At 70.1% G+C, this 20,428-nt stretch carries 9 protein-coding genes; 5 read left to right on the top strand and 4 right to left on the bottom strand.

Features of this window, described 5'->3' with window-relative positions:
• Positions 1 to 34: 34 nt before the first annotated feature.
• The 3 genes from AABA78_RS17635 to AABA78_RS17625 all read right to left on the bottom strand — a co-directional run bounded on the left by AABA78_RS17635 (position 35) and on the right by AABA78_RS17625 (position 14,031).
• Complete coding sequence (locus tag AABA78_RS17635) at positions 35 to 12,133, bottom strand: non-ribosomal peptide synthetase (RefSeq protein ID WP_338264193.1); 12,099 nt, start codon at positions 12,131 to 12,133, stop codon at positions 35 to 37.
• 194 nt (positions 12,134 to 12,327) lie between these two features.
• Positions 12,328 to 12,873, bottom strand: a complete 546-nt coding sequence (locus AABA78_RS17630; RefSeq protein WP_338264192.1) for a thioredoxin-like domain-containing protein — start codon at positions 12,871 to 12,873, stop codon at positions 12,328 to 12,330.
• 60 nt (positions 12,874 to 12,933) lie between these two features.
• Positions 12,934 to 14,031 (bottom strand): DHH family phosphoesterase, encoded by a 1,098-nt coding sequence (locus AABA78_RS17625; protein ID WP_338264191.1) that lies wholly within the window; start codon positions 14,029 to 14,031, stop codon positions 12,934 to 12,936.
• Between the two features lie 192 nt (positions 14,032 to 14,223).
• On the opposite strand from AABA78_RS17625, the gene AABA78_RS17620 reads away from it, so the two are divergent.
• From AABA78_RS17620 to AABA78_RS17600, 5 genes are all read left to right on the top strand, one after another.
• On the top strand, positions 14,224 to 16,083 hold the full coding sequence (locus AABA78_RS17620; RefSeq protein ID WP_338264190.1) for a M2 family metallopeptidase: 1,860 nt from the start codon (positions 14,224 to 14,226) through the stop codon (positions 16,081 to 16,083).
• A gap of 134 nt (positions 16,084 to 16,217) precedes the next feature.
• Complete coding sequence (locus AABA78_RS17615) at positions 16,218 to 16,421, top strand: cold-shock protein (RefSeq protein WP_014397260.1); 204 nt, start codon at positions 16,218 to 16,220, stop codon at positions 16,419 to 16,421.
• Between the two features lie 75 nt (positions 16,422 to 16,496).
• Positions 16,497 to 18,599: a hypothetical protein gene (locus tag AABA78_RS17610; RefSeq protein WP_338264189.1), complete on the top strand. Its 2,103-nt coding sequence runs from the start codon at positions 16,497 to 16,499 to the stop codon at positions 18,597 to 18,599.
• A gap of 41 nt (positions 18,600 to 18,640) precedes the next feature.
• The gene (locus tag AABA78_RS17605) at positions 18,641 to 19,285 is read left to right on the top strand and encodes a hypothetical protein (protein WP_171415257.1); all 645 of its coding nucleotides are present in this window, start codon (positions 18,641 to 18,643) and stop codon (positions 19,283 to 19,285) included.
• Positions 19,282 to 19,527, top strand: a complete 246-nt coding sequence (locus AABA78_RS17600) for a hypothetical protein (RefSeq protein WP_338264188.1) — start codon at positions 19,282 to 19,284, stop codon at positions 19,525 to 19,527. The genes AABA78_RS17605 and AABA78_RS17600 overlap by 4 nt, the downstream gene beginning before the upstream one ends.
• 46 nt (positions 19,528 to 19,573) lie before the next feature.
• Here the strand turns inward: AABA78_RS17600 and AABA78_RS17595 are convergent, their stop codons facing one another.
• Positions 19,574 to 20,317 carry an FKBP-type peptidyl-prolyl cis-trans isomerase gene (locus tag AABA78_RS17595; protein ID WP_338264187.1) on the bottom strand — a complete coding sequence of 248 codons (744 nt, stop codon included), beginning with the start codon at positions 20,315 to 20,317 and terminating at the stop codon, positions 19,574 to 19,576.
• Positions 20,318 to 20,428: the final 111 nt, after the last annotated feature.

Genomic DNA, 20,428 nt, shown 5'->3' with positions numbered 1-20,428 from the left:
TCATCGGACATGCCGCCGGGGGCTCTCCGGGCCGCTATGCGACCGAGCTTCGGGGCGCTGAGTCCTCGACGCGCCGCAGGCACTCGGTGAGGTGCCGCGCCATGGTCTCCACGTGCGGCGGTTCGATCATCGTCTGGTGGTTGCCGGGCACCGGCAGCACCTCCAGCCCGTGCCGCACGAGCTCCTGCCACGGCTGCTCCGGATGCAGCGGATGCGGCGGCACGTGCACCTGGGCCTTGAGGTACGTGGCCAGTCCCTCGTAGGGCACGGGCTCGTAGCTGAAGAGCGCGCGCATGTGGGCCTTCCAGACGTCCAGGAAGATCTCCAGGTCGCGCAGCGAATACGAGTCCGGCACGGTCGCGCCCTCGCGGGCCTGGCGCAGCACCTCCTTCATCTGCTCGTGCGGAGGCAGCGAACGCAGCCGCTGGGCGAGCGTGGGCGTGTCGTCCCCGAACATCGCCGCGAGCAGCGCGGCGTCGTCCTCGAAGCGCGTGGGCATCTGGCCGGGGCCGGGCGTGTCGAGGAAGACGAGCAGCGCGGGGGGAATGCCCAGCGTGAGCATGCGCTGGGCCATCTCGTAGACGATGGTGCCGCCCATGGAGAGGCCGACGAGGTAGTGGGGCCCGCGGGGCTGCCACTGGAGCATGGCGCTCAGGTGGTGTGACGCGAGCAGCTCGATGCTCCCCAGGGGCGGGCACTCGCCGTTCACGCCCGGCGCCTGGAAGCCATACACCGTGCGGTCCGGGCCGAGCGCCCGCACCAGGTCCTGGTAGCAGAACACCGTGCCGCCCACCGGGTGCATGCACCACAGCGGCGGAAGGTCCGTCCGTCCCTCCTGGAGCCGCACGATGCCTTCGGGGAGCGTGGGCCCCTGCGCGGCCACCGGTGCATCGGGCGTGAGCTTCGCCTGGATCCACTGCGCGAGCGCCGCGACCGTCGGGCTCTGGAAGAGGACCTGGAGCGGGACCTTGAACGGGAAGTGCTCCGACAGCTTCGACACGAGCTGCGCCGCGAGCAGCGAGTGGCCGCCCAGGTCGAAGAAGCTCGCGGTGACGCTGATGGCCGTGCGTCCCAGGACCTCCGCCCACAGGTCCGCGATCCGCTGCTCCAGCGGCGTGCGGGGCAACACGCCGGCCTCCTCCGTGTCCGTGGCGTCCGAAGGACGGGGCAGGGCGCGGCGATCCACCTTGCCGTTCGCGTTGAGTGGCAGTGCGTCCATCAGCACGAACGCGGAGGGGACCATGTGGCTGGGGAGCGCGGCCTGGACGTGGGCGCGCAGGTTGCTGGCGGTCACGGCAACGCGGAAGGTGACGTAGGCGACCAGCCGCTTGTCGCCCGGCGAGTCCTCACGCACGAGGACCAGGGCTTCACGCACGGACGCGTGCTGGCGCAGGACGGCTTCGATTTCTCCCGGCTCGATGCGGAAGCCGCGCACCTTCACCTGGTGGTCGCGGCGGCCCACGAAGTCGAAGGCGCCGTCGTGGCGCTGCCGGACGAGGTCTCCCGTGCGGTAGAGGCGTGCGCCCGGGGTGGAGGCGAAGGGGTGGGGGATGAAGGTGGTCGCGGTGAGGTCGGGCCGCTCCCAGTAGCCCCAGGCGAGGCCGTCACCGCCGACGAACAGCTCGCCGACGATGCCCGCCGCCACCGGGTGCAGGTGCGCATCCAGCACGTAGGCCGTGCTGTTGGAGAGGGGCTTGCCGATGGGCACCGTGCCGGTGACGGGCTCCGTGACGGGGTGCCACGTGCTGAACGTGGTGTTCTCCGTGGGGCCGTAGACGTGCAACAGCCTGCGAGGGCCACCATGGGCCAGCAGCCGGTTCACGCAGGCCGGGTCCACGGCCTCGCCGCCGAAGAGGAGCGTGGACAGGCCATTGAAGGCCGTGGGCTCCATCCGGGTGACGTGGTTGAACAGAGCCGTGGTGAGGAACAGCGCGGTGATGCGCTCGTCGCGCAGACCCCGGGCCAGCGTCGCGGGGTCGATGATCTCCTCCTTGGAGAACAGGACCAGCGTGGCGCCGTTGAGCAGCGCGCCCCACACCTCGAAGGTCGAGGCGTCGAAGGACACCGTCGCCGCCTGGGCCACCCGGTCCTCCGGGCCGAACGGGATGTAGTCCGGATCCATCACCAGCCGCATCACGGCCTGATGCGGAACGCAGACGCCCTTGGGCCGGCCGGTGGAGCCGGACGTGTAGATGAGGTAGGCGGGCTCCAAGGGATGGAAGCGCGTCGCGTCGTACGGTGAGCCGGAATGCGCGGTGGCCTCCAGCGCATCCACGCGGATGCACCCGACGCTGTCCGAAGAGAACCGGGCAGAGGTCGCCGTCCCCGTGATGATCCGATGCACCTTCGCATCGGAGATCATGAGGGCCAGGCGATCCGCCGGGTAGTCCGGATCCAACGGCACGTAGGCGCCACCCGCCTTGAGCACGGCGACCAGCGACACGATGAGGTCGATGGAGCGCGTCAGGCATACGCCCACGCGTGGCGCCTCCGGTCCGACGCCCTGGGCCTTGAGCGTCCACGCGAGCTGGTTTGCGCGAGCGTCCAGCTCCGCGTACGTGATCGTCTGGGCCCCGTGGCGTATGGCGATGGCCTCCGGCCGCGTGGCCACCTGGGCTTCGAAGGCCTGCACGAGGGAGGCATCCCTCGGATAGGGCCGGCCGGTGTCGTTCCATTCCGTGATGACCTGCTGGCGCTCCGCTTCGGAGAGCCAGGGCAGGGCGTGGATGCCCGCGTCGGGCTGACGGAGCGCGCCTTCGAGGAGGCGGCGGAAGTGGTCGGCCATCCGCTCGATGGTGCGGGGCTCGAACAGCGAGGTCGCGTACTCGAACGTGCCGCTGAGACCTTCCGAAACTTCGGTCAGGGCCAGGGTGAGGTCGAACTTGGAGGTCGGGGTCTGGAGCTCCAACGCCTGGACCTGGAGGCCTGGAAGCTGGGGCGGAGTCCCGGGCGCGTTCTGGAGGGCGAACATCACCTGCACCAGCGGTCCATGGCTCAGCGCGCGTTCGACGTGCAGCTCCTCCACGAGCTTTTCGAACGGCAACTCCTGATGCGCATACGCGCCCAGGGCCCGGTCGCGCACCTGCCGCAACACTTCGCGGAAGGACGCCCCGTCACGCAGGTGGGCCCGCAGCGGCAGTGTGTTGACGAAGAAGCCGATGAGGCCTTCCAGTTCCTCGCGCGTGCGGTTGGCGATGGGCGTGCCGACGATGAAGTCCCTCTGGCCGCTGTAGCGCGACAGCAGCAACTGGAAGCCCGCCATCAACGTCATGAACAGCGTGGCCCCTTCCTGGCGGCCCAGTCCTTCAAGCGCTTCGAGCACGGTTCGCGGAAGGGTGAAGACGTGGATGGCACCCGCGAACTGCTGCACGGAGGGACGGGGATGGTCGGTCGGCAGCTCCAGGACGTGTGGCGCATCCGCGAGCTGCTGCTTCCAGAAGTCGAGCTGTCGCTGGAGCACGTCTCCCTGGAGCCACTGGCGCTGCCACGCCGCGTAGTCCGCGTACTGCACCGGCAGGGGCGCCAGGTCGGAGGCCCGTCCCGCTTTACGCGCCTGGTATTCAGCGGACAGCTCCCGGTACAGCACGCCCAGCGACCATCCGTCGGACACGATGTGATGCAGGTTGAGCAGCAGCACGTGGTGTCGCGCGTCCTCGCGGACCAGGAGGGCACGGAACATCGGGCCTTCGGAGAGCTCGAAGGGCGTCTCCGCGTCCTCGCGCAGCAGGGCTTCGGCTTCGGCCCGGGAGGATGCCTCGGCCCGGCGGAGGGACACCGGCAGCCGGGGCAGGATGCGCTGCACGGGGACGCCTTCACCCGGGAACACCGTGCGCAGGGATTCGTGCCGGTCCACGAGCGCTTGGAGGGCGTGCTCCAGTACGTCCACGTCCAGCGTGCCTTCAAGCCGCAGCGCCATGGGCATGTTGTACGCGGCCCGGTCCGCGTGGAACTGGTTGAGGAACCAGAGGCGCTCCTGCGCGAAGGACAGGGGCGGCGGTCCTTCACGGTGCTGCGCCTCGAGCGCGGGAACAGGATGGGACGGGTCCTGCGTCCGTGCCTCCAGTGCTCCGGCCAGGGCTTCGAGGGTGGGGAACTCGAAGAGGGTCCGCACGGGGACGTGCACGCCCATGACCTGCGAGATCCGGGAGACGATCTGCGTGGCCAGCAGCGAGTGCCCGCCCAGATCGAAGAAGTTCGCATCGACGGGGATGTGCGCCCGTTGCAGCACCGCGCACCAGATGGCGCTCAACGTCTGCTCCAGCGCGCTCAGCGTCCGTGTGCCCGTCGATGGCGGATCCTCGCCCTCGGGGACCGGCAGTGCGCGGCGGTCCACCTTCCCGTTCGGTGTCATGGGCAGCGCGTCGAGCAACACGAACGCGGAGGGGACCATGTGGCTGGGAAGCAGCCCCTGGACGTGGGCGCGCAGGTCGCTGGCGCTCACGGCGTCACGGAAGGTGACGTAGGCCACGAGCCGCTTGTCACCCGGTGAGTCCTCACGCACGAGGACCAGGGCTTCACGCACGGACGCGTGCTGGCGCAGCACGGCTTCGATTTCGCCCGGCTCGATGCGGAAGCCGCGCACCTTCACTTGGTGGTCGCGGCGGCCCACGAAGTCGAAGGCGCCGTCATGACGCTGCCGGACGAGGTCTCCCGTGCGGTAGAGGCGTGCGCCCGGGGTGGAGGCGAAGGGGTGGGGGATGAAGGCGGTCGCGGTGAGGTCGGGCCGCTCCCAGTAGCCCCAGGCGAGGCCGTCACCGCCGACGAACAGCTCGCCGACGATGCCCGGCATCACCGGGTACAGGTGCGCGTCCAGCACGTAGGCAGTGCTGTTGGAGACCGGGCGCCCGATGGGCACCGTCACCGCATCGGGTTCGACGCGCGTCGGAGAGAACCACGTGCTGTACGCCGAGTTCTCCGTGGGGCCGTAGGCGTGAATGAGATGGTCGGGCGCGCTGTGGGAGAGGAGCGCGCGGATGCAGGCCGGGTCCGCGGCCTCGCCACCGAACAGCAGCCAGCGCAGGCCTTTGAGGAGCGCCGGGTCGGTGCGTGCGACGTGGTTGAGGAGCGCCGTGGTCAGGAACAGGACCGTGATGCCTTCTTCGCGGACTCGCTGCGCGAGCACCCTGGGCTCGATGACCTCTTCCTTCGACAGCAGGACCAGCGTCGCGCCATTGAGCAGGGCGCTCCACAGCTCGAACGTCGAGGCATCGAAGGCGACCGTGGACGTCTGGGCGACACGGTCCTCGGGACGGAGCTGGATGAAGTCCGGGTTGAGGACCAGGCGGGCGACGCCCCGGTGCGGGATGCACACGCCCTTGGGGCGGCCCGTGGAGCCGGAGGTGTAGATGATGTGCGCCAGGTCATCACCCGTGCCCGCATCCGGAGGGGCGTGGCGTGCCAGCCCCACCGGCAGCGCGTCCAGCCGCAGGACCGTCCAGGGACCTTCGGGGACCTGCGCAGCGAGCGCCGATTCGGTGACGACCGCGACGAGCCGCGCATCGTTGGCCATGAAGGCGAGGCGGTCCGCCGGATAGTCCGGGTCCAACGGCACGTAGGCGCCGCCTGCCTTGAGGATGGCGACGAGCGACACGACGAGGTCGATGGAGCGGGGCAGGCACACGCCCACGCGCGGCGCATCCCGCCCCACGCCCTGGGCCTTGAGCGCCCACGCGAGCTGATTGGCTTGGGTGTCCAGCTCCGCGTAGGTGAGGGCTCGGGTGCCGTGGCGCAGGGCGATGGCCTCTGGCCGCGCGGCCACCTGCGCGTCGAAGGCACGCACCAGGGAGGCTTCGCGCGGGTAGGGACGCGCGGTGTCGTTCCAGGTGAAGAGGACCTGCTGCCGCTCCCTCTCCAGGAACCACGGCAGGGTGTGGACGGCGACATCCGGCTGGCGGACCGCGCCTTCGAGCAGACGATGGAGGTGCGCGGCCATCCGCTCGATGGTGCGGGGCTCGAAGAGTGCGCTCGCGTATTCGAGGACGCCCGAGAGCCCGTCTCCGGTCTCCTCCAGCATCAGGCTGAGATCGAACTTGGAGGTCTGGAGCGGCAGCTCCAGCGCCTGGACCTGGAGGCCCGGAAGCTGGGGCAACGTGCCGGGCGCGTTCTGCAAGGCGAACATCACCTGCACCAGCGGTCCATGGCTCAGCGCGCGTTCGACGTGCAGCTCCTCCACGAGCTTTTCGAACGGCAACTCCTGATGCGCATACGCGCCCAGGGCCCGGTCGCGCACCTGCCGCAACACTTCGCGGAAGGACGCACCGTCACGCAGGTGGGCCCGCAGCGGCAGCGTGTTGACGAAGAAGCCGATGAGGCCTTCCAGCTCCTCACGCGTGCGGTTGGCGATGGGCGTACCGACGATGAAGTCCCGCTGGCCGCTGTAGTGCGAGAGCAGCACCTGGAAGCCCGCCATCAGCGTCATGAACAGCGTGGCCCCTTCCTCGCGGCCCAGGGCCGCCAGGAGGTGCTGGAGCGAGTCGGGCAACGTGAAGCGGTACGTGGCGCCTTCGAACCGCTGTACCGCGGGACGCGGACGATCCGTGGGCAGCTCCAGGACATGTGGCGCGTCCGCGAGCTGCTCCTTCCAGAAGTCGAGCTGCCGCTGGAGCACGTCTCCCTGGAGCCAGTGGCGCTGCCACGCGGCGTAGTCCGCGTACTGCAAGGGCAGTGGGGACAGGTTCGGCGCGTGACCCTGGAGACGAGCGTGGTACTCGGAGGACAGCTCGCGGTAGAGCACGCCCAGCGACCAACCATCGGACACGATGTGGTGCAGGTTGAGCACCAGCACCGAACACGTGCCTTCGAGCTCGAGCAGGAGCGCCCGGAACAGGGGCCCCTTCGCAAGGTCGAAGGACCGCTCCGCCTCCTGCTGCAAGCGCGCCTGGACTCGCACGTCCTCCGGTCCCGAGGCCTCGAACCGCTGCACCTCCAGCGTGAGGATGGACTCCTCGACGATATGCTGCGTGGGGAGGTCGCCTTCGGGGAACATGGTGCGAAGGGACTCGTGCCTCAGCACGAGGGCTTCCAGGCTGGCGCGCAACACCGCGACGTCCAGTGGACCGTCCAGGCGCAGGGCCATGGGCATGTTGTAGACGCCCGGTGCGTCGTGGAGCCGGCCCAGGAACCACAGCCGCTCCTGCGCGAAGGACAGCGGAAGCAGCCCGGCGCCACGCGGCGTCACCGGGATGCGCGAGGAATCCCAACGCCCTTCCGCGAGCAGCCCTTCCACGACCCGGACGAACGCCTCCAGGCGCGGTGCTTCAAAGAGGGCGCGCACGGGCAGGGACACGCCCAGTGCCTCTCGCACGCGTGACACCACCTGCGTGGCCAGCAGCGAGTGGCCTCCCAGGTCGAAGAAGTGGGAGTGCGTTCCCACCTCGCGCGCGCCGAGCACGGAGGCCCAGATCCCGGCGACCCGCGCTTCGAGCGGGCTCCGGGGCGCGATGAAGCCCTCGGGGCTGGAGGCTTCGGGGACGGGCAGTGCGCGCCGGTCGATCTTCCCGTTGGGCGTGAGGGGCAGCGATTCCAGCACCACGAACGCGGAGGGCACCATGTGGCCCGGGAGCCGGGCCTGGAGGAACTCGCGGAACACCGCCTCCGCGACGCCCGAGGCCGCGACGTAGGCCACGAGTCTGCGGTCGCCCGGCGTGTCCTCGCGCAGCAGCACGAGTGCCTCCCTTGCGGCGGGGTGCTGCCGCAGCGCTGCTTCCACTTCGCCCAGTTCGATGCGGAAGCCGCGCAGCTTCACCTGGTGGTCGCGGCGGCCGACGTACTCCAGGACGCCATCCCTGCGCTGCCGCACCAGGTCCCCCGTGCGATAGAGCCGCGCGCCGGGCGTGTCGCTGAACGGATGGGGGATGAACTTCTCCGCGGTGAGGCCGGACCGGTCCCAGTACCCGAGCGCCAATCCGTCGCCACCCACGAACAGCTCGCCCACGACGCCGGGAGGAACCGGGTGAAGCCGGGCATCGAGCACGTACGCCGTGCTGTTGGCGAGCGGTCCACCGATGGGCACGGAATCAACGCCCGCGTGCGGCACCCGGTGCCACGTGCTGAACGACGTGTTCTCCGTGGGGCCATAGCCGTTGATCAACGCCGTGGGTCCACCGTGCGAGAGCACCGCGTTGACGCTGGCGACATCCGCGGCCTCGCCGCCGAAGATCATCCAGGACAGGTGGCGGAAGGCCTCGGGCCGCGTGCGGGCAACGTGGTTGAACAGCGCCGTGGCGAGCACCATGTGCGTGACGCGCTCTTCCTGGAGCCTGCGTGTCAGGACGTCCGGGTCGATGATCTCGTCCTTGGTGAACAGGACCAGCGTGGCCCCGTTGAGCAGCGCACCCCAGATCTCCAGCGTGGACAGGTCGAACGCGATGGTCGTGGACTGCGCCATCCGGTCGCCGGGCCCCAGGTGCACGTAGTCGGGGTTGAGCACCAGGCGCACCACGCCCTGATGCGGGATGCACACGCCCTTGGGGCGGCCCGTGGACCCAGAGGTGTAGATGATGTGCGCCAGATCTACCGGCATCACGGACTCAGCCGCGTGCGCTTCCAACACGGCGTCCCAGGGCACATCCAGGCACACGGGCGTCCATGAACCCGGAGGCAGCCCGGAGGCCAGGGCCTCATGCGTGACGATGGCGACCAGCCGCGCGTCGGTGGCCATGAAGGCGAGCCGCTCGGCGGGATGCTCCGGATCCAGCGGGACGTAGGCGCCGCCCGCCTTGAGGATGGCGACGAGCGACACGATGAGGTCCACCGAGCGAGGCAGGCACACGCCGACCTGCGGCGTGCGCCGGCCCACCCCGAGCGTCCGCAGCCGCCGGGCCAGGTGCTCCGCTCGCGCATCCAGGTCCGCGTAGGTGAGCGTCACGGCGCCATGGCTTACGGCGATGGCGTCGGGCCGCCGCGCGACCTGCGACGCGAAGGCGTCCACGATGGACAGCTCCGAAGGGTAGGGACGTGCTGACGCGTTCCAGTCCCGGAGCACCCGCCGCTGCTCCACCTCCGACAGGAAGACCGCGTCCCCCGTGGCCCGATCCGGCGCTTCCACGAAGCAGCGCAGCACCTGGAGGTAGTGCCCCGTCAGGCGCTCGATGGTGGCGGCATCGAACAGCGCGGTGGCGTATTCGAGCGTGCCCACCAGTTCGTCACCGGCCTCCTCCAGCGCGAGGAACAGGTCGAACTTGGACGTGCGCGTGTCCAGCGTCAGCGGGGTGACGGTGACGTCCGGGAACTGGAGCCGTGACGTGGGCGCGTTCTGGAGCGCGAACAGCACCTGGATGAGGGGCGTGCGGCTCGACTCACGTTCGACCTGGAGCGCTTCGACCAGCTTCTCGAACGGCAGGTGTTGATGGGCATAGGCCCCCAGCGCGCGGTCGCGCACCTGTCCGAGGAGCTGAAGGAACGAGGGTTCCCCCTGGAAGCGCGCACGGATGGGCAGCGTGTTGACGAAGAAGCCGATGAGCCCCTCCAGCTCCTTTCGCGTGCGGTTCGCGATGGGCGTGCCCACCACGAAGTCCCGCTGGCCGCTGTAACGCGACAGCAGCACCTGGAACCCGGTGAGCAGGGCCATGAACAGCGTGGCCCCTTCCCGGCGGGCCAGTTCCTCCAGCGCACCGTGAAGTCCGGCGGGAACCGTGAAGCGATGGACGGTGCCCTCGAACCGCTGCACGGCGGCGCGCGGCCGGTCGGTGGGCAGCTCCAGCACATGCGGCACGTCCGCGAGCTGCTCCTTCCAGAAGCCCAGCTCCCGCTGGAGCACGTCTCCCTGGAGCCACTGGCGCTGCCACGCCGCGTAGTCGGGATACTGGATGGGCAGGGATGACAGGTCGGTGACGGCTCCGCGCGCGCGGTATGCGGTGGACAGCTCGTGGTACAGCACGCCGAAGGACCAGCCGTCGGAGACGATGTGGTGCAGGTTGAGCACCAGCACGTGCCGTTGCTCCGCCTCACGGATGAGCAGCGCGCGGAACAACGGACCCCGGGCCAGATCGAACGGACGCTCCCCTTCACGCTGCATGCACGCGAGCGTGTCTGCCTCCGAGCCGCTCTCCGCGCGCTCCAGCGTCACGGGCACGTGCGCGGCGACATGCTGGATGGCGGCGCCCTCACCGGGGAAGGAAGTGCGCAGGGACTCATGCCGGTCCACCACGGCCTGGAGCGCCTGCTCCAGGACGGCCGACTCCAGGGGGCCTTCCAGTCGGAACGCGAACGGCAGGGAGTACAGCGCGGAGCCCGGCATCCACTGGTCCAGGAACCACAGCCGCTGCTGCGCGAACGACAGCTGCTCCCGCTCCGCATCCGCGCACGGAGGGATGGGCGCTTCGGCACGCTCCGCCGCGGGAGCGGCTGCCTCCAGCGCGGCGGCGAAGTCCCTCAGCACGGGCAGGGCGAACAGCGAGCGCAGCGGGACGGGACGCCCGAGCACGTCGCACAGGCGGCCGATGGCCTGCGTGGCCAGGAGGGATTGCCCACCCAGCTCGAAGAAGTCCGCCGTGGCGCTGACCGCGTCCACGCGCAGCACGTCCGCCCAGACCTTCGCGACGGTCCGCTCCAGCGCGGTCTCCGGCGCGACGAAGTCCTCCTCGGCCCCGGGGCAGTCGCGCGGATCCGGCAGGGCCTTGCGCTCCACCTTGCCGTTCGCGGTGAGCGGCATCGCGTCCAGGACGACGATGGCCGAGGGCAGCATGTGCACGGGCAGGTGGGCCTTCAGGTGGGCTCGCAGCGCTGGCGCCGTGAGGGGCTCGGAGGCCGTCACGTACGCCACGAGCCGCCGGTCTCCCGGCACGTCCTCGCGCACCATCACCACGGCCTCCTGAACGGAGGCATGCAGGCGCAGCGCAGCTTCAACCTCTCCCGGCTCGATGCGGAAGCCGCGCACCTTGACCTGGTGGTCCACGCGTCCCACGAAGTCCACCGCGCCGTCCTCGAGCCTGCGCGCGAGGTCCCCCGAGCGATACATGCGCGCGCCCGGTTCAGGGCTGAAGGGATCCGGCAGGAACCGCTCGGCGGTGAGCTCGGGTCGCTCCCAGTAGCCCCACGCGACGCCGGTGCCTCCCGTGTACAGCTCGCCCACGGCGCCCACGGGCAGCTCGCGCCCGTCCGCGTCCAGCACGTACATCCGCGTGCCGGAGATGGCGTGGCCGATGGGCGCGGGCTCGGAGCCGAGCGGCGCGCGCAGGAGCTGGCAGCTCGTGAAGGTGGTGTTCTCCGTGGGGCCGTAGCAGTTGAAGATGCGCGTGCGCGGCAGGGCCTCCAGCGCCCGGCGCGCGTGGGGCAGGGACATCACCTCGCCGCCCGTGTAGAGCTGCCGCAGCGTCTCCGTCCCCGGCAGGCCCCGGTCCACCAGCGTGTTGAACAGACCGGTGGTGAGGAACGCCGTCGTCACCCGCTCCGCGCGCAGGAAGTCGCCCAGCTCGTCCAGCGCGGCGGCCCCGCGCGAGAACACCGCCACGCGGCCGCCGTTGAGCAGCGCGCCCCAGAGCTCGAACGTGGACGCGTCGAAGGCCACGGGCGCCAGCTGCAACAGCACCTCGTCCGGCCCCAGGTGCACGTAGTCCGCGCCCAGCACCAGCCGCAGCACGCCCCGGTGGGGCACGCACACGCCCTTGGGCCGGCCCGTGGAGCCGGACGTGAAGACGACGTAGGCCAGGTCGTCCTCCACCACGTCCCGCGCGATGGGCCCTTCACCGAAGCCCGCGAGCGCCTCCGCCTGCGTGTCCAGGCAGAGCGTGCGCCAGTCCCCCGAGGGCAGCCGCGACTCAAGCCCGGCGTGCGTGACGATGATCCGCACGCGCGAGTCCGTGGCCATGAACGCGAGCCGCTCTGAGGGGTACTCCGGATCCAACGGGACGTACGCGCCCCCCGCCTTGAGGATGCCAACCAGTGTGACAACGAGGTCCACCGAGCGTGGCAGGCACACGCCCACCTGGGGCCGCTCACGGCCCACGCCCTGTGCCTTCAACCAGCCCGCGAGCCGGTTCGCGCGGGCCTCCAGCTCCGCGTACGTGAGCTGCTGTCCGTCACAGCGGATGGCGACCGCGTGGGGACGAAGCGAGGCCTGCGCCTCGAAGGCATCAGCGATGTTTCGAGGAGCCGGCCCCTTCGGGGACACGGGGGCGTCGACGGTCTCGGTCATGGCGACGCGCCGCCCCCGCGAAAGGGGTGTCAGTGCCGCCGCGCGGGACACGGAAGCGGATGAAACAGGGGCTGGCGCGTGCGTCGAATTAAGAGACGTTGCCCGAGCGAGCGCAAGGTTGGCTGGCCAGTCACACTCCCGGTGGAGTGGATTCCTCTCGCGCCAGCACTACCTGTCGCGTGCTCACCGTTGTTTCACGGAGGGCAGACCAGGCCCGGCTCATTCGCGTCCACGTCCTGCAACGCGAGCAGACACGTGAGCGCGTCCGGGTCCACGGAGTCCATCAGGTACGTGCGGCGCCACAGCAGCGCGGCGAAGCGCTTGGGCAGCTGCGAGTCCGGCGCGACGAGCGCGCGGCGCACGCCGTTGCTGCCCACCGCGGCCTTCGCCATCGCGGCCTCCAGCTTCGCGACGTCGTCGGCGCAGCCCTCCGGGCAGTTGTAGAGGAACACCGCGTGGCCGTGCTCCAGGTTGTGGATCCACGAACAGCGCGGCTGCTCCGTGTCGAAGCTGCGGCACGACAGCCACGTGGAGCAGTGCATGCCGGAGTTGGGCGGGTTCTCTCCGTTGCCGCACGCGGTGCTGCCGCACGAGCTCACGTGACTGGCCGTCGACGTGTCCGACAGCGGGAAGGTGTACCGCTCGCAGGCTTCGCCACCGGGAGTGGGCGGATCATCGTTCGTCGAGCCGCAGGCGACGAGGCACAGCGAGGAGAGGAGGGCGAAGAGGGCGCGAGGCATCCACCCCGTCATATCGCAACGGGCTTGCGCTGCTCATCGCCCCCGCGTCCCAGCGTCCTGTCAGGGCGCGACGCCGCGCCGCTCCACGTCCCGGTCGCTCAGCCCCCGGAAGCCCAGCGCCTCCATCAGGCGCAGGAAGTCCGAGGGGGCGAGGCTGCCGCCCGTGGCCCGTGCATGGCCGTGCGCGTAGGAGCCCCCCAGCGGCGGCAGGTCCAGCCCCCGCAGCAGCGCGAGCAGGTCCACTGGTGCGCGGCTTCGCAGCACGAAGTTCACGCGGCCGGGCAGGTAGCCCGTGTTGGCGGCGACGACGATGTGGTCCGGCAACCGCTGCACCCAGCGCATGGCCACCAGCGGATGCACCTGCGCCTCGGAGCTGAACATCAGGAGCGCCAGGTTCCCCGAGAAGCGCGGCGGCGTCTTCGCGCACCGGGCCACCTCGCGCTGCACCTCCAGGCGGCAGTCGCGCAGCGCGTCCACGCCGGGCACGCGCCCCTCCGCGATGTCCGTCGCGCTGCCCGCGCGCAGCAGCACCTGCATGGCCAGCGGCGCCGCGAACCGGCTGGAGCGGCGCGCCGCGTTGAGCAGCGCCACCGCCTCCGTGACGGACGAACGCTTCGCCCGCCGCAGCGCGTCCTTGAGGAACGGCATCGGCGCGTCCACACCCAGGTCCGCCACCGTCCCCAGCACCGCCACCCACTCCAGCGGACCGGGGACGACGAACGACGACGTCAGCACGTACGTGAGCAGGCTGGTGTTCGCCACGGGCTCATGGCCGTGGGCGGTGAGCACCTGCGCGCCGGGAGGAAAGGACTCCGACGCATGGTGATCCACCACCAGCGTGGGCACGCCGGGCAGCAGCGGCTCCGCGCGGCTGCCCATGTCCAGCACCACCAGTGCCTCCGTGGACGAGGCGCCCAGCCGCTCCAGGAACCCCGGATGGTGGACGTCCTCTCCCTTGCCCGGCAGGCGCGCCGTCGGCCGGGCTCCCAGGGACTGGAGGGCCCGGACCATCAGCACCCCGGACGTGAGCCCGTCCACGTCCGTGTGCGGCGCGACGAGCACGTGCCTGTCCCGGCAGGCCTCCAGGAACTCGCGCGCCTGGTCCATCGCGGCCTCTGGCGCGGGCCAGTGCGCATCCTTCGTGTGTCCCAGGAGCATGAAGCAAAGCTGTCACTGCCTGTAGCGGCACGGCAGGGCGCGCCCGTCACGGCTGGCTGCCCTCCGGACGACCCCCGTCCGGGCCTCCGTTCGTCGCCGCATTGCGTCTGGTCCGCGCGCGGTGAACAGGGCGCGCGGGCGCCTTGACTTCGCGGGTGCGAGGGCAGGGCACTTCCCATAGTGTCCGCGCCCATGACCCGCTCCCCCCAGTCCTTGATTCGCGCGGCCCTGGCCGCCCTGTCGCTCGCGGCGCCCGCCGCCAGCGCGCAGACGACGCCCGCTCCGGCCGCGAAGGCCACGCCCGCTCCGGCCGCGAAGGCCACGCCCGCGGAGGCGAAGCAGTTCGCCGAGAAGCTCAACGCGGACCTGAAGCAGCTCTGGACCCGCCAGGCCACCGCTGAGTGGATCAAGAGCACGTACATCACCGACGACACGGAGCGGAACGCCGCGTCCGTCAACGAAGAGGTGATGGCCTACGTCAACAACGCCATCAAGGAGTCGCGCCGCTTCGACGGGCTGAAGCTGGACGCAGACACCGCGCGCATGCTGCACCTCCTGCGCGTGTCCCAGACGCTGCCCGCCCCGGCGAACCCCAAGCAGCGCGCGGAGCTGGCCGCCACCGCCGCGAAGCTGGAGGGCCTCTACGGCAAGGGCAAGTACTGCGGCAAGGACGGCAAGGGGAAGTGCCGCGACCTGGAGGAGCTGTCCGACGTGATGGCGGAGAGCCGCAACGCGGATGAGCTGCTGGACGCGTGGACCGGCTGGCACGCCATCAGCCGCCCCATGCGCCCGCTCTACACGCAGCTGGTGGACCTCTCCAACGCGGGCGCGAAGGACATCGGCTTCAACGACCTGGGCACGCTGTGGCGGTCGTCCTACGACATGACCCCCGCCGAGTTCGAGACGGAGGCGCAGCGGCTCTGGGGCCAGGTGAAGCCCATGTACGACGAGCTGCACTGCTACGTGCGCGGCCGGCTCGCCAAGCAGTACGGCGAGGCGAAGGTGCCCGCCGGCAAGCCCATCCCCGCGCACCTGCTGGGCAACATGTGGGCGCAGGAGTGGAACAACATCTACCCGCTGGTGGAGCCGTTCCCCGGCCAGGCCAGCCTGGACGTCGGCAGCGCCCTGGTGAAGCAGGGCTACGACCCGCAGAAGATGGTGAAGCTGGGTGAGAAGTTCTTCACCTCGCTGGGCATGAAGCCGCTGCCGCAGACCTTCTGGGAGCGCTCGCAGTTCACCAAGCCCAAGGACCGCGACGTCGTCTGCCACGCGTCCGCGTGGGACGTGACGTACGACAACGACCTGCGCATCAAGATGTGCATCAAGCCCACCGAGGAGGACCTGGTCACCATCCACCACGAGCTGGGCCACGACTACTACTACACGTACTACTACAAGCTCCCCGTCCTCTTTCAGGCGGGCGCCAACGACGGCTTCCACGAGGCCATTGGCGACGCGCTCACGCTCTCCATCACCCCGGCCTACCTCCAGCAGGCGGGCCTGCTGAACGCGGTGGAGAAGAACGACAAGAACGTCATCAACCTCCAGCTGAAGGACGCGCTGGAGAAGGTGGCCTTCCTGCCCTTCGGCCTGCTGGTGGACCAGTGGCGCTGGGACGTGTTCAGCGGGAAGGTGAAGCCGGCGGACTACAACAAGAGCTGGTGGGCGCTGCGCACGAAGTACCAGGGCGTGGCCGCGCCGGTGGCGCGCACGGAGCAGGACTTCGACGCGGGCGCCAAGTACCACGTGCCGGCCAACGTGCCGTACACGCGCTACTTCCTCGCGCGGATCCTCCAGTTCCAGTTCCACAAGGCGCTGTGCGAGGCCGCGGGCTACAAGGGCGCGCTCAACGAGTGCTCCATCTACGGCAACAAGGCCGCGGGCCAGCGCCTGCAGGCCATGCTGGAGATGGGCGCGAGCAAGCCGTGGCCGGACGCGCTCGCCGCGATGACGGGCTCCCGCCAGATGGATGCCACGCCGATGCTGGAGTACTTCGCCCCGCTGCGTCGCTGGCTCCAGGAGCAGAACAAGGGCCAGAAGTGCGGCTGGTGACGTTTCACGGCTGACGTATCCAGGGAGTGGACTTCTCCCGGGACGGGCGCTTAGGCTTGCGCCCGTCTTGTAGGGTTGAACTCTGTAGGACCGGACGGCGACTCTTCCTGTCCGCGATGAAAGAAGAACAGCAAATGGCGACTGGTACCGTGAAGTGGTTCAACGACGCGAAGGGCTTCGGCTTCATCACGCAGGACGGCGGTGGTGAGGACGTGTTCTGCCACCACACCGCCATCAACATGGATGGCTTCCGCACCCTGGCCGAGGGCCAGAAGGTGGAGTTCGAAGTGACCAAGGGCCCCAAGGGCCTGCAGGCGCAGAACGTTCGCGCCGCCTGAGCCTGACCGTTTCCTGATTCACCCAAGAAGGTCCGGCTCTCACGGGTCGGGCCTTCTGTATTTTCCGGAGCCCGCATGTCCGCCCCCACCTTCCGCCTGCGCTTCCTCCCCCTCGTCGCCGCCCTCGGCTGCGCCACGTCCTCCCCCTCCACGGTCCCCACGCCGCCCGCCGCCGCGTCCACCTCCGCGTCCGCGCCGGCCGCCCCCGTGACGAAGGAGGCGCTGACCGCGCTCAAGCAGGAGCTGGTGAAGCAGCACGGCGAGGCCCAGCGCGCGCGCATCGAGCGCGGCGTGGATCAGGTGGCCACGCTGTGGCGGCCGGAGGACGGGGACCTGGCGGCCTTCGCGCGCGAGCAGTTCCTGCCCACCGGCCCCCAGCTGGACGCGACGTTCACGCGCTTTGAAGGGCTGTTCGAACAGTTCGACGGCCACATGAACGAGCTGGGGCGGGAGCTCCAGTGGTTCACGGACCTGGACCTGGGGCCGCTGTTGCCGGTGGAGCCGCTGCTCGCGGCGTATGATCCGTCCTCCAACGTCACGTCGGACCTGTTCCAGGCGAAGCCGGGCTTCGTCGTGCTGCTCAACTTCCCGCTCACCACGCTGGCCGAGCGCGTGAAAGAGGGCCCGTCCTGGACGCGCCGGCAGTGGGCGGAGGCGAAGCTCGCGTCGCGCTTCAACCGGCGCGTGCCCGCGGCGGTGGAGCAGAAGGTGTCGCAGGCCATCGCGGACGCGAACCTCTACATCGCCGAGTACAACGTCTGGATGCACCACCTGGTGGACGCGAAGGGCCAGCGCCTCTTCCCCCAGGGCCTGCGGCTCATCAGCCACTGGAACCTGCGCGACGAGCTGAAGGCGGACTACACGGACCCGAAGGGCCTGGCGAAGCAGCGGATGATCGTCCAGGTGATGGAGCGCATCGTCACGCAGACCATTCCCGCCGCCGTCATCGACAACCCGCGCGTGGACTGGGACCCCTTCACCAACAAGGTCAGCGTGGCGCCGCCGGAGTCGGTGGAGGCGAACGCGCCCCAGCGTGCCGCGAAGGCGGACCCCGCGCCGGAGCCGGACACGCGCTACGCGCGGCTGCTGGCCACGTTCCAGGCGTCGCGGAAGGTGGATCCATACTCGCCGGTGGCGCCCACGCGCATCGCGCGCGCCTTCGAGCTGGACCGCGGCCTGCCGGAGGAGCGCGTGCGCGCGCTGCTCACGCAGCTGCTGGAGTCCCCGCTGGTGCCGCGCGTGGCGAAGCTGATCCAGACCCGCCTGGGCCGCCCGCTGGAGCCTCAGGACCTCTGGTATCCGGGCTTCCGTCCGGGCTCGAAGGTGCCGGAGGCGCAGCTGGACGCGCTGACGCGCCAGCGCTACCCCACGGCGGACGCCTTCGCGCGCGACATCCCGCGCATCCTCCAGGGGCTGGGCTTCACGCGGGAGAAGGCGGACGTGCTCGCGTCGTACATCCGCGTGGACGCGTCCCGCGGCGCGGGCCATGCCCAGCAGGCGCTGCGCCGGGGCGACTTCCCCCGGCTGCGCACGCGCGTGGAGAAGGGGGGCATGGACTACAAGGGCTACAACATCGCGGTGCACGAGCTGGGGCACAACGTGGAGCAGGTCTTCAGCCTGTACCAGGTGGACCACACGCTCTTGTCCGGCGTCCCCAACAACGCCTTCACGGAGGCCCTGGCCTTCGTCTTCCAGGCGCGCGACCTGGAGCTCCTGGGCCTGGGCCAGCCGGACGCGGCCAGCGAGCGCGAGCGCGTGCTCAACGACTTCTGGCAGGCGTGGGAGATCGCCGGCGTGGCGCTGGTGGACATGGCCACGTGGCACTGGATGTACGAGCACCCGGACGCCACGCCCGCCCAGCTGCGCGACGCGGTGGCCGGCCTGTCGCGCGACGTGTGGAACCGCTACTACGCGCCGGTGCTGGGGCGGAAGGACAGCCCGGTGCTGGGCATCTACAGCCACATGATCAGCTACCCGCTGTACCTGCCGGACTACCCGCTGGGGCACCTCATCGCCTTCCAGATTGAAGAGCACCTGAAGCAGCACGGCCCGCTGGGCGCGGAGTTCGAGCGCATGGCCACCTTCGGCTCCGTCACCCCCGACGAATGGATGCGGCACGCCACCGGCGCCCCCGTCAGCGCGGAAGCATTGTTGCGGGCCACCGAAGCGGCGCTGTGATATCCGGCCATTCCCCATTTCACTTATCTGGAGGATTGACCGTGAATTTCATCTCTCGTGCGCTGGTGCTGGGCTCCCTGTCGACCGTGGTGGGCTGTGCGTCGATGAAGGGCGGCACGAAGCCCCCGGAGACGACGCCTCCCCCCGCGGCTTCGCTGGTGGACAACTGCGACGACACGCAGAAGGCCATCTCCAAGGAAGCGGACGCGATGGCGGCTCCCTACGGGATTGATCAGCACATCGACAAGAACTTCCCGGACCGCAAGGTGTCGTGGCTGATGACGGACAGCGCGTACCAGAAGTTCGTGGTGCAGACGGGCGCGAAGAACTTCGGCCGCTGCAACGACGTGGGCTGCTACCTGTTCGCGGCGCCGTCGGCGTCCATCCATGGCGCGGTGGAGAAGGCGAAGACGGCGGACGGCAAGCACGACCCCGCGGTGCTGGGCCAGGCGCTGGGCCTGCCGGCGAAGAACTTCGAGGGGCCCCTGCGGATGATGACGCTGGACCTGGCGGCGCAGAAGGTCTGCACGCGCCTGCCGGTGGACGCGGATCCCGGCGTGTGGAAGTGCCAGACGCCCGAGGACACCGACTGCTTCAAGTTCGGCGGCTACACGTCCGGCGGCGCGCCGGAGGTGATGGTCATCAACGCGCCGGTGGCGGACACGCAGGTGGCGGAGATCCCGTGAGCGACGAGGAGGTGCTCCTCCAGAGCCCGCTCCTGTACCGCGTGCTGCGCGGGAGGGACGGGGCGCTGTCCATCGAGGTCGTGGTGGGCGGCATCGTCCAGTTCGAGGTGCGCGTGCGCCTGAACGCGGAGGAGACCGAGTCCTTCCAGCGGGAGGGACGCGCCTTCTCGGACCGGCTGGCCCAGGCCATCATGGCCAACCCGCCGTTCGGCGGCCGGTCCGTGAAGTCGCCCGTGCAGTGAGGCCTTCGCGGGGGCCCGTCAGCGTGCGGGCCCCCGTTGGAGCGGACTACGGCGTGGCGGCGGTGTTGCCCGGGATGTCCACCAGCTCCACCTCGAAGGTGAGCACGGCGTTGGGCGGGATGCGCGAGCCCGTGGGCGGGCGCTCTCCGTAGGCGGTGCTCCCGGGGCAGGTGAGCTTCGCCTTGCCGCCGACCTTCATCTTCTGCACGCCCTGCGTCCAGCAGGGGATGACGCCGTTGAGCGGGAACTCCACCGCCATGCCGCGCTTGTAGGAGCTGTCGAACTCCGTACCGTCCACCAGCGTGCCCTGGTAGTGCACCTTCACGGTGTCGATGGCGCGCGGCGACTTGCCGGTGCCGGCCTTGAGCTCCCGGTAGATGACGCCGGAGGGCAGCCGCGTGGCCCCGGGCTCCTTGGAGGCGCGGTCCAGCGTGGCGATGTTGACCTGCGACTGCCGGGCCTTGGCGAGCGACTGGATCTTCGGGGTGAACTCCTTCGGATCCACGGCGGGCGCGGTGCCGCTGAGCGAATCCTGGAGGCCGCGCTGGAGCACCTGCACCTCCTCCGGGGTGAGCGCGAGCGCCGTCACGCTCTGGCCCAGCGAGATGCCGAGCGCATAGATGGTCTTCTGCTCATCCGTCTTGAGCTCCAGGGGCGCCTGGGCAGGGGCGGCCTTCGCGGCGGCCTCCGGCGCGGCGGCCGGCTTGGAGGTCTTCGTCGGGGCCTGGGCCAGGGCGAGGCCCGGAGCACCGAGCATCAGGACCAGGGCCGCCTTCCACTGCATACGCATGCTTCCGCCTTTCACGAGAACAGGGGGGACTATAGGGCCGCGCATGCGCTGGCGGTCATCCGCGCGCACAGGCCAATGCGAAGAATCCAGCGAGCGGAAAAACACGGCGCA

Origin of the sequence: Corallococcus caeni, assembly GCF_036245865.1 — a bacterium.
Taxonomy (GTDB): domain Bacteria; phylum Myxococcota; class Myxococcia; order Myxococcales; family Myxococcaceae; genus Corallococcus; species Corallococcus caeni.
Note: the sequence above shows the minus strand (reverse complement) of the source record. Positions and strands in the feature narration are given on the sequence as shown.

Excerpts from the sequence above, each read along its gene's own strand:
- AABA78_RS17630 (WP_338264192.1), bottom strand. The coding sequence starts at position 12,873 with ATGCCTCGCGCCCTCTTCGCCCTCCTCTCCTCGCTGTGCCTCGTCGCC.
- AABA78_RS17625 (WP_338264191.1), bottom strand. The coding sequence starts at position 14,031 with ATGCTCCTGGGACACACGAAGGATGCGCACTGGCCCGCGCCAGAGGCC.
- AABA78_RS17610 (WP_338264189.1), top strand. The coding sequence starts at position 16,497 with ATGTCCGCCCCCACCTTCCGCCTGCGCTTCCTCCCCCTCGTCGCCGCC.
- AABA78_RS17635 (WP_338264193.1), bottom strand. The coding sequence starts at position 12,133 with ATGACCGAGACCGTCGACGCCCCCGTGTCCCCGAAGGGGCCGGCTCCT.
- AABA78_RS17620 (WP_338264190.1), top strand. The coding sequence starts at position 14,224 with ATGACCCGCTCCCCCCAGTCCTTGATTCGCGCGGCCCTGGCCGCCCTG.
- AABA78_RS17615 (WP_014397260.1), top strand. The coding sequence starts at position 16,218 with ATGGCGACTGGTACCGTGAAGTGGTTCAACGACGCGAAGGGCTTCGGC.
- AABA78_RS17595 (WP_338264187.1), bottom strand. The coding sequence starts at position 20,317 with ATGCGTATGCAGTGGAAGGCGGCCCTGGTCCTGATGCTCGGTGCTCCG.